Annotated in this window: 10 protein-coding genes and 2 pseudogenes; 7 read left to right on the top strand and 5 right to left on the bottom strand. The window is 54.4% G+C overall.

The genetic code is table 11. From position 1 onward, the window contains the following. Both EK23_RS20775 and EK23_RS22875 read left to right on the top strand, forming a co-directional pair. Window positions 1-294: integrase core domain-containing protein (locus EK23_RS20775; RefSeq protein WP_145998775.1), on the top strand; the 294-nt coding region annotated here is incomplete at its 5' end. A 26-nt stretch (window positions 295-320) separates the two neighbouring features. Beyond that, window positions 321-644 (top strand): annotated as a pseudogene (locus EK23_RS22875) (transposase); the annotation flags it as partial. Between the two features lie 410 nt (window positions 645-1054). Here EK23_RS22875 and EK23_RS20765 read toward each other — a convergent pair. After that, window positions 1055-1636 (bottom strand): annotated as a pseudogene (locus EK23_RS20765) (IS1595 family transposase); the annotation flags it as partial. After that, on the bottom strand, window positions 1614-1766 hold the full coding sequence (locus tag EK23_RS24900) for a hypothetical protein (protein ID WP_438941148.1): 153 nt from the start codon (window positions 1764-1766) through the stop codon (window positions 1614-1616). The gene EK23_RS24900 and the pseudogene EK23_RS20765, both read right to left, overlap by 23 nt. A gap of 1292 nt (window positions 1767-3058) precedes the next feature. On the opposite strand from EK23_RS24900, the gene rbp reads away from it, so the two are divergent. Next, window positions 3059-3361, top strand: a complete 303-nt coding sequence (rbp, locus tag EK23_RS20755; protein WP_045227319.1) for an RNA-binding regulator — start codon at window positions 3059-3061, stop codon at window positions 3359-3361. A 320-nt stretch (window positions 3362-3681) separates the two neighbouring features. On the opposite strand, the gene EK23_RS20750 is transcribed toward rbp, so the two are convergent. Both EK23_RS20750 and EK23_RS20745 read right to left on the bottom strand, forming a co-directional pair. Next, window positions 3682-3945, bottom strand: coding sequence for an RNA recognition motif domain-containing protein (locus EK23_RS20750; protein WP_045227318.1), 264 nt, complete (start codon window positions 3943-3945; stop codon window positions 3682-3684). Window positions 3946-4061: 116 nt separating this feature from the next. Then, window positions 4062-4271: a cold-shock protein gene (locus EK23_RS20745; protein ID WP_045227317.1), complete on the bottom strand. Its 210-nt coding sequence runs from the start codon at window positions 4269-4271 to the stop codon at window positions 4062-4064. 459 nt (window positions 4272-4730) lie between these two features. On the opposite strand from EK23_RS20745, the gene EK23_RS20740 reads away from it, so the two are divergent. Continuing rightward, window positions 4731-5633, top strand: a complete 903-nt coding sequence (locus EK23_RS20740; protein WP_235282250.1) for an SHOCT domain-containing protein — start codon at window positions 4731-4733, stop codon at window positions 5631-5633. Window positions 5634-5671: 38 nt separating this feature from the next. Here the strand turns inward: EK23_RS20740 and EK23_RS20735 are convergent, their stop codons facing one another. After that, window positions 5672-6514, bottom strand: a complete 843-nt coding sequence (locus tag EK23_RS20735) for a transglutaminase-like domain-containing protein (RefSeq protein ID WP_045227315.1) — start codon at window positions 6512-6514, stop codon at window positions 5672-5674. 354 nt (window positions 6515-6868) lie between these two features. Between EK23_RS20735 and EK23_RS20730 the strand changes: the two genes are divergently transcribed. The 3 genes from EK23_RS20730 to EK23_RS20720 form a co-directional block, all read left to right on the top strand. Further along, complete coding sequence (locus EK23_RS20730) at window positions 6869-7672, top strand: proteasome-type protease (protein ID WP_235282248.1); 804 nt, start codon at window positions 6869-6871, stop codon at window positions 7670-7672. 30 nt (window positions 7673-7702) lie between these two features. Continuing rightward, window positions 7703-8437 carry an N-formylglutamate amidohydrolase gene (locus tag EK23_RS20725; protein WP_045227314.1) on the top strand — a complete coding sequence of 245 codons (735 nt, stop codon included), beginning with the start codon at window positions 7703-7705 and terminating at the stop codon, window positions 8435-8437. Window positions 8438-8761: 324 nt separating this feature from the next. Next, window positions 8762-8950 (top strand): transposase (locus EK23_RS20720; protein ID WP_045227291.1); only part of this gene is annotated, 189 nt, incomplete at its 3' end.

Below are 8950 nucleotides of genomic sequence, written 5' to 3'. Positions count from 1 at the left end.
TTGGCGCTCAATGACATTGAGCACACCAAGACCCGGGCGCGGCATCCACAGACCAATGGCATCTGCGAACGCTTCCATAAAACCCTGTTGCAGGAGTTTTATCAGGTCGCTTTCCGCAAGAAGCTTTATCTCTCCGTGGACGAACTGCAGGCCGACCTGGATGCCTGGATCGAGCACTATAACCAGGAGCGAACCCATCAGGGTAAGATGTGTTGCGGTCGCACTCCCCTACAAACGCTTCACGCTGGAAAGGAGGTGTGGAACCAGAAAGTCGGTCAGTTGAATCTGATCTGACAACCCAGCGCACCCAAAACGGGTAACTGTCAGATCAGGTCGCGACTTCTACAAGTGAACACGTCGTCTGTCATCACCGCCTCATCCTCGGTTCAGGCCGCGTGTCCGCACAGCACCCTGAGGTTCGCTGGGTAAACGCCCTGATGGGTAACCTCAAGACAGCCATTACCGGTACCTATCATGCGTTCAAATTCCGGAAATACGCACACCGCTACCTTGCCGAATTCCAATACCGAATCAATCGCCGGTTCGACTTGCTCGCTATCCTCGCCCAACTCGAAACCGCCGCTATTGCCACTGTGCCCCGACCTGAGCGGGTACTGCGGGGGGTTGCTGAAGTTCGACGCTAATCAGGAAGTACGATGAGTATGTTTTGAATTTTCAATGGAGTACCTCTTGAGATCTACGTGCAATCAAGTGTAAAGGCTTGCGCCCAGTTTTCGAAACGGCGCTGAATTCAAGGCTTGTCGCTACGAAGAATTTAAGAGGAGCGAAGGTTCTTCACCAGCATAAAATCTGAGAGAGTGATTCTGACTGCAAAGCTCGGTTTTATTTTCGAGCGCCGTTTGCCAACGCAAAAAACTGAGCTTCGTCGGGAGTCTCAGGGCGGGTTGGTCAGTCTCTGCGAAATGTTTTGCGGTGTCAAAAATGACGTAGATGTGAGTCAAGGCATTGATTCAAAAATTATAAATGGGTTGATCCAAACCACCAAACCAACCTTTATGAAGACTGCGAGATCTGTAAATTCCATTTAATAAGGCTATGTCTGCATGAATAGTTGAAATTGATTTTCTCGACCGAGCGCGGCCTGCAGAGCGATGAGGGGGGTGTGCTCGCCCCAACGCTCCAGCCAACGGCGCCACCCGAGGTAATTCTCCTGGCATTTGGTGGCGACCCCATGAAACCGCTCCATCCAGTGTTTGAGGCGACTGTCATACGCGTTGATATTTTGGATGTGGAAAACCCCAGCGATCACTCGGATGCCAAAGGAGAGGTTGACCGATCGATGGGTCACGCCGAGTTTGGATGCCACGGCCCGATACACGTCAGCGCCGTCACTGCAAAGAATGACATCTTTCGCCAGGATGGCGCACAGCGGTGGTTCCATGGCGTCGGTGCTCGTTCCGCTCAGCTTGAAATCGGCGGTGGCGCCGGACCGGTCACGCACCACTAAAACGGGCACCTGATCCTTGCCGGTACCCCGGTGACGAATCTGCTTGCCACGTTGACGGGGCGGTCGGTCGAGGCGACGCTGACCCTTGCATGAGTGCGGGAAGAAGGTCTCGTCGGCCTCGACAATGCCCTGCAATTGGCTCGCCTTAGAGGATGCGGGCAAGGTCAAGATGCTCCAGCCACTGCACCGATTCTGGCGCTGGCGCTGTTTCGCCAAGTTCCCGCCGCACTTTCTCGGCCTGGCCCCGGCTGAGATGCGGCAGCTGTTCAAACCACGTCCGAAACTCCGAGGTCTTCATGGCGATATTCTCCCCATCAACGCGTATTCACCCGTTGGACAAGAATTCCGTTTCAACGTTTAACGTCGACAGAGCCAACTGAAAGCTCGATCAATGCGCTCAGCCGTGGAGGCCTCGATACGCGCTTTCATTTAGAGTTCAGCGCAGGACCGTTGCTCGCTTGCTTGCATTCCGGGAACCGACAGCAAGTGAAATGGCGCAATGCTGCCTGATTGCTCGCTGGCTATCCCAGTTCGCATCTTGTCGCGCCATTCGTCCAGGCGATCCCACTCGCACATGCTCAGGCTAAGATCGTAGAACTTCGACGGCTTGTTTGGCCACTCACAAATCAAGTTTTCGCGGCGCGGTGTGCGTCATTCGCGCGGGCACGGTCCCGTGCGGCCATCGGTGCGCTTTGACAGCAAGGTTAACTGTGGTGCCGAGGAGGATCTGACGCTGGAATCTCGTTGGCACTCCGGACAGGTATAGGCTTGGGTGTCCTGGTTGGGTTTATAAGAATATGAGAGAGGCCAGGTTATGGCGACGCGGAAGATACATCCACAAAATCCACAAGTCTGTCGAAAGTCGCTCGGTGTAAGCTGAGGAAAGTTGGGCTTTAGCTCGCGCATGATAAATCTGCCTCTAATATAAATATTGGCTGACCGGGCCGAGTACCGCCTGAATCCATTTAAGACCGATATCTCGTCAGGGTTCGTCGTAATTCTGAAGAAAAAATAGAATTTCGGCTCCGCGTTGGATCATCAGCCTTGGTTTCTCGCGGTCAATACGTGTTGTATTGCGGAAAAGAAATTCAACTGACGATAGGCGACGCATTTATTCCATTTTAATGGGATTTTACAGCTTTGAAACAATGCGCCTCCCTACTCGAAATGTCCAGGAATTAGCAAGAAAAATAAAGCTAGGTCATTCCCGGGAAGCAGCGTATGCTGAACCGGGTATGGAGTGGGGTAGGGGGCAATATCGCCGCGAAGATTCGGAATTTTCGGTGGGTGTGCCGTCTAATTCACGCCACATCCTCGCCTCGACAGCCAGAGCCACAGCCATGAACGGTGAAGCATGCATGGCGATTCGGGTTGGTCGGCGCATCAAGTGCTAACCTCTCCGCTTTCAAATGGACCCTTGCAAGCCGCTCGTTGGGTTGATGGACGAGAAGAGTGATTCCTGCAGGACCACTATCTTCCCTTCGACGAAGATCGTTCCCTCTGGCGATAGACCGGGAGAACGCGGCGCCAGCCGCGAGCGGACCCATCTACAACCATTCACTTAGCTCTTTTTTACGCAAGGAGTTTCCCATGACCAAGAAACTTTATGTTGGCAACCTTAGTTACGCGGTAACGGGCAGTGATCTTGAAGTGATGTTTGCTGCGCATGGCGTGGTGGCATCGGCCAATCTCATCACGGATCACGATACTGGTAGGTCCAAGGGATTCGGTTTCGTGGAGATGAACGACGCCAAGGAAGCGGAGGCCGCGATTGCCGCCTTGCACGGAAAGGATATTGATGGGCGCAATTTGGTTGTAAACGAGGCACGCCCGCGCGAATCGAGAACTGGCAGCTTCAGTGGTGGCGGTTTTGGTAGCGGGCGACGGTACTAAAATTTTATCTGTCGCCTATGAAATCGCAATTATTGGCCCAAGTTGGCGTTTCTTATTTTGACGGTCCAGCGTTCGAAACAAGAATTGGGCACAATACCACCCTGCACGCACACATGAAGCAATTCGTGAGGCTCCATCACGCCGGGAATGAGCGCAGGCCCGACGAGGAGTTCCCGTGGCGCATTCAGTGTGCAGACAGGCCGCTATAAACCAGATGCCTGATTTGAGACCATCCGCGAAGGAAGCAAGCGTGAGGCCAGACATGACATCGGCCCATCCGCGCCCCGGTTCGTCAGTGCGCAGCGGCTACTCACATCGACTCATCGATGCCTGTGCCCACCCTTGCGGCCCTTATCGATGGCGACATAGATGGTGTTTCCCTCGAAATCATGCCCATCCAATCCGACGATAGCGGAGCGAGCCTCATGACCTTCCATGTTCACGGTAGCAATCCCGCGGGCTCGTCCGGTAAATAGATCGCGGCTGAGTTTCAGATCAAATACTTTCCCATAGGCACCAAATATTTGGCCCAGGCTGGTTTCCGTGGTTGTGGGGGGTAAGCCACGCACAAAAAGCGTCAACATAGGTCGGCACTCCTGATTAAATTTGAATAGAGGCGCGCCAAGCATTGCGCGCCCATGAGGCAGGTCAACGCAGACGTGTGACCTGCTCCGGTGAAGCAGATGTTTTGTCTTATAAATTATAAGACGACGACATTTTCAGCCTGCGGCCCTTTTTGACCGCGCGCCTCAGTAAAACTTACCTGCTGCCCTTCCGTCAGAGTCTTGAAGCCCTGGCCCTGAATAGAGCGAAAATGCACGAATAGGTCGTTACCATTTTCGCGTTGAATGAAGCCAAAGCCTTTGCTTTCGTTGAACCACTTAACGGTGCCTGTTTGTACAGTTGACATGCTATATCTCTATTGAAAGTTAGAGGCGCAAAAATGCGCATATCAATCCAATGATCCGGTTCGACCGGCTCTATGGAAAATGAAATGAGTATTGCAGGAAGGCGGACAGTTGGAGCAGGAAGGTATTTGCTAAGAGCAGAAACTACGCAGGCTTGCTAAAGTGGCGCGGACCTCTATACACCGTCACAACGCTACAGCAAAAATGCAAAACAAGCAAACCAATTAATTTGAAAATCCAAAAATACGCTGAACCATTGGGAAATCCGGTCTCGCGCTCGGCCTCATGGGACGGACGGCTTGATGCCAGGATGGTGTCCCGATTCGGGGCGCCTTATTCTCCTCTGCTCGCAGAAAATCCGATGACAGCAGCGGTCTCTGACGCAGCAATACAGTTTTGCAGCGCCAGCAATATCCGACTTCACCGAGGTTTTTTCCCAATTTGCCGCGCTACAGCGTATCATGGACTTACAGGCGCTTAATTTGGCTGGATTAGATTGGCGAGAAGATCGTCAATTCATTCCTTGGGCGCAGCAAGTTTTGAAGTCCGATTCCCGGCCACCTGGCAAGCGGCTGAGTGTGCCCGGCTTTTCACTCAAACCAGACATTACAGAAATGAATCTTACCCCTCAGGGCTCGAAAATTATCGAGGAACTCGCGGCTCGCTATTTTGTCTCGGTGGATGCAGTCACAAGCTTGCTGCAAGCCGTGCTTAATGGTGGAGGCACCATGGCGCAGTTTAGCCATCCCGAATTCGGCGGGTCGGGACAGTGGATGCAAGGAGGCATGACAATGGTCGGTGACATGTTCAACAATTCGCTCAAGGCCAAGGTCGATGGCTTGTGTTCCGAATTGTCCAACCTGTTGGCCACCCAACCCCTGCTTATGCCTGCGCCTCAGCCCCAGTCTTCGAACCTCGGTGGTGTGAGCTTTCTTGCCGCGGGAGCGCATGGGCAGTGGTGGCCGGACGACCTGGGTGTGCCGTCTTCCACCGGTTCACAAAACGACGTGCGTTACGCCGTTTTTCCGTATACCCATCGCCTCGCCATTGAGTTCAACGGGCAGACGACCGTTTACGACACACTGAACCACCAGATCGGCGGTGTCGGACAACAGCAAGGGGGCGATTCGTCCCTCACATTTTCCAGTCAATTCGGAGTGGTGCGGGTGAACGAACTTCCCATCGTCTCGGGACAGGCTCCAACGGCGGCGATTCAAGTCCCTGAGCCATCGCAGGGCCAAGCGAGCGAGGCAGAAAGCGACATCTTTGCCAAGATCGAAAAGCTTGCCGAACTGTGGCAGAAGGGGATTTTGTCCGAGCAGGAATTCGCCAGCAAGAAATCGGAGTTGATGAACCGGTTGTGACTATCCCGTCAAACGACGGCCTGAACTCGCCCGAAACATCATCCACCTCGGCCTTTCAAGGCGTGCACCACCTCCAGGTGGGACACTTCGTGGGTCCAGATATCGAATTTCTCCAGGACGTGTTTGCCGAAAGTCGTGGTCAAGGCCGCGTCGGCCGCGTCCCGACCCCGAGCCATCAATATCCGGCCCACTCGCGGGATGTTGTTGCGCGCGTCGAAGGTATGCCACTGCCCTCCGAGAAACACTTCGAACCACGCGCTGAAGTCCATGGGTGGCACGAGCGGTACGTGAATATCGCCGAGATAGCCGGTCGCATAGCGGGCCGGGATGCCCATGCAACGGCAGAAGGTGATGGCGAGATGGTTAAAGTCCCGGCAGACGCCTCTTTGGTCCAGATAGGTGTCATACGCTGTGCGATCGCAACGGGCGGATTCGTGGGCAAAGGTGATGTGATTGTGTACCCAGTGGCAGATCGCTTGCACACGCGCCCAACCCGCCGGTACCTGTCCAAACAGAGTCCAGGCGACGTCCGACAGCTTTTCAATTTCGCAGTAGCGACTACCCAGCAGGTAAAGCATGGTATCCGTGGGGAGTTCGCGAATGGAGTGCTGCCTGGCACCCGGCGAAAGGATGTCCGGGAGGCCGCCATCTACGACGATGGCGTCATTTTTCAAACGTATACGCCCGCCAGGACAGAATGCGCGTGCGCACTTGTTGCCATAGACGTCGATGAAATCTTCGATGATCATGGGCGGAAAGCTGGTCAAGCGCTCCGGCGTTATCAATGAGGCCGAGCGGCTCGGATGCGTGTAGAGCATCAAGATCATCTCGGTCGGCTGTGGAAAGGAGTAGTCGATTTCAAAGCCGATTCGAATATACATGGTGCTCCGAGTAATAACGGGAATTCATCGCTCAGATAAGGACTTGGGCACGTCGGCTTCCAAGGTTTCTGAGGCGGAGGTGGGACGCGGCCTTGACGGTCGCCTTTCTGCAGATGGGACTCTTGGCTACGCTAAGTCTCCCAGTCGACATCGAGAGATCGCGAAAAGATGCAGGTCGTTATGCAGTTACGGTAACACACCGGATGATTTTTTATCCGTCGCATGCGCACTTGAATAGGGAATGCGTGGCAATTCTGTAATTCCTAAACGTGGCTGCGGGCACGGACGAATGGCCGGTATAAGCGTAGGAATCGCTGGTCAGCGCTCCAAAACTTCAAAGCGTGCCAGGGACGCTTGCAACAATACAATCGCATCAACACGCTGAATCGCCAGTTCAATCCGCCCGAACTCAAGGGGAAGGCCATGACCTACTGTGTAGGTGTTCTACTCAATCAGGGTATCGTCTTCGCATCCGACTCGCGAACCAATGCCGGCGTCGACAACATCGCGAGCTTTTGCAAGATGACCGTGCTGGAACGCCCGGGAGACCGGGTGATCGTCTTGCTGAGTTCGGGCAATCTCGCCGGCACGCAAGCTGTCATCAGCCTGCTGAAACAGGCAGGCGAACTGCAGGATGGAACTCCAACGATCTGGACGGCCAGGACGCTTTTCGACGTTTGCGGCCTGGTGGCGGATGCCGTGCGCGCGGTAGACCGCCGCGACGGTCAGTACCTCACGGACAGCGGTGGATTCAATGCGTCCTTTATCGTGGGTGGCCAGATCAAAGGCGAACCCATGCGGCTGTTCCGCACCTACGCCGAAGGCAACTTCATCGAAGCCGATCTGGAACTCACGACGTATTTTCAAACCGGCGAGGCGAAATACGGGAAACCCATCATCGATCGCGTCATCACGCCGGACACCAGCCTCTCCGATGCAGCGAAATGCGTGCTGGTTTCCTTCGACTCGACCATGCGCAGCAATCTCTCGGTGGGCATGCCCATCGATTTGATTTGTTACCAACGGGATAGTCTGCAAATCCAGATGCGCCGGCGTTTTGCGGAAGGCGACGCCTACTTTACCGAATTGAGCGCGCGCTGGAGCGCGGGCGTCCGGGACGTATTCAGCAGGATGCCGGAACCGGACATGCAAGTGTAAGCACGACCGGCGCTGCAGCGCGTTGGTCAGATGGACGATCTGCTGGTCTTTAGCTGCGAGCATGGCGGTAACCGCATCCCGGCACAATTCCGCCCATTGTTCGGCGCGGAGGCTGACCGGGACTTGCTTCAATCTCATCGCGGCTTCGACCTCGGCGCATTGGCACTAGCCAGAGACTTCGCCCGAGCTTTTGAATCACCGATATTCGCATCCACTGTCAGTCGACTGCTTATCGATCTGAACCGGTCACTCACAAATCCCAGGATTCATTCACCGATGGTCCGCCACGCGCCGAAGGCAGTCCGGCGCCGCATCGAGGAAAGCTACTATTGGCCGTACAGGCGTAGAGTCGAGAAATTCATGCAATCCGGGATAGCAGACGGCCGTCGGATCATCCATATCTCCTGCCACAGCTTTTGTCCCGAACTCGACGGCAAAGTGCGAAATGCCGATATTGGATTGCTATACGATCCGGCCAAAACCCATGAACTTGACTTTTGCAGGCGCTGGCAAGCTTCGCTAAGTGAATACGCGCCAGAACTCAAGGTACGGCGCAATTACCCTTATGCAGGGAAAAACGATGGATTTACCACCCACCTGCGCCGGTGTTTCCCTTCGAATGCCTATATTGGAATTGAACTGGAGGTCAACCAAAGGCATTCCATGAAGGCAAAAGATGACTGGGCCGGATTACGAGGACAACTCGTCGAGTCGCTCCTCACGGTCTTGGCCGGTCCATTTGGACAAACGCGGGTTTCAGGGTGAACTTTGAATCGGTAATTTAAACAATATAAGGTGCGTCGTGAATCGGTCTGAGGGCGGAGTTAAAACGCAACGGAAAAAATTGGATCATGGTGGATACCAACGATTGATTCTATCGAGCCCGACCGATCCCCGGGGTTGATTATTTCGATCTGCCATTTTATATCGATAACGTGTTGCGATTTATGTATTCGCAAGTTATTACTCAGGCCGCAATAAAGCGACTAGGTTACGGAGCTAACTAAGGAAACACCGATTAAATCGCTCCGGTACGAGCCGTGACCCCGTAAAATAGCGGCATGACCAACCAATCTGACGGCCCCTTCGATGATCCAGCAGACCAGCCTTCTTGACCTGGCCCTGCAGTCCAAGAGTCGCGTCACGCGCCGCGAGATGTTTCTGGCCGAAATGGAAAGCGTAGTGCCTTGGGCTGAACTGGTAGCGTTGATCGAACCGGTGTATCCCAAAGGTCAGCGAGGCCGGCCGCCCATTGGCATCGAGCGGATGTTGCGCCTG

This window comes from Methyloterricola oryzae (assembly GCF_000934725.1).
Classification (GTDB): domain Bacteria; phylum Pseudomonadota; class Gammaproteobacteria; order Methylococcales; family Methylococcaceae; genus Methyloterricola; species Methyloterricola oryzae.
The sequence above is the reverse complement of the archived record's forward strand: the minus strand, read 5'-3'. Positions and strand labels throughout refer to the sequence as shown.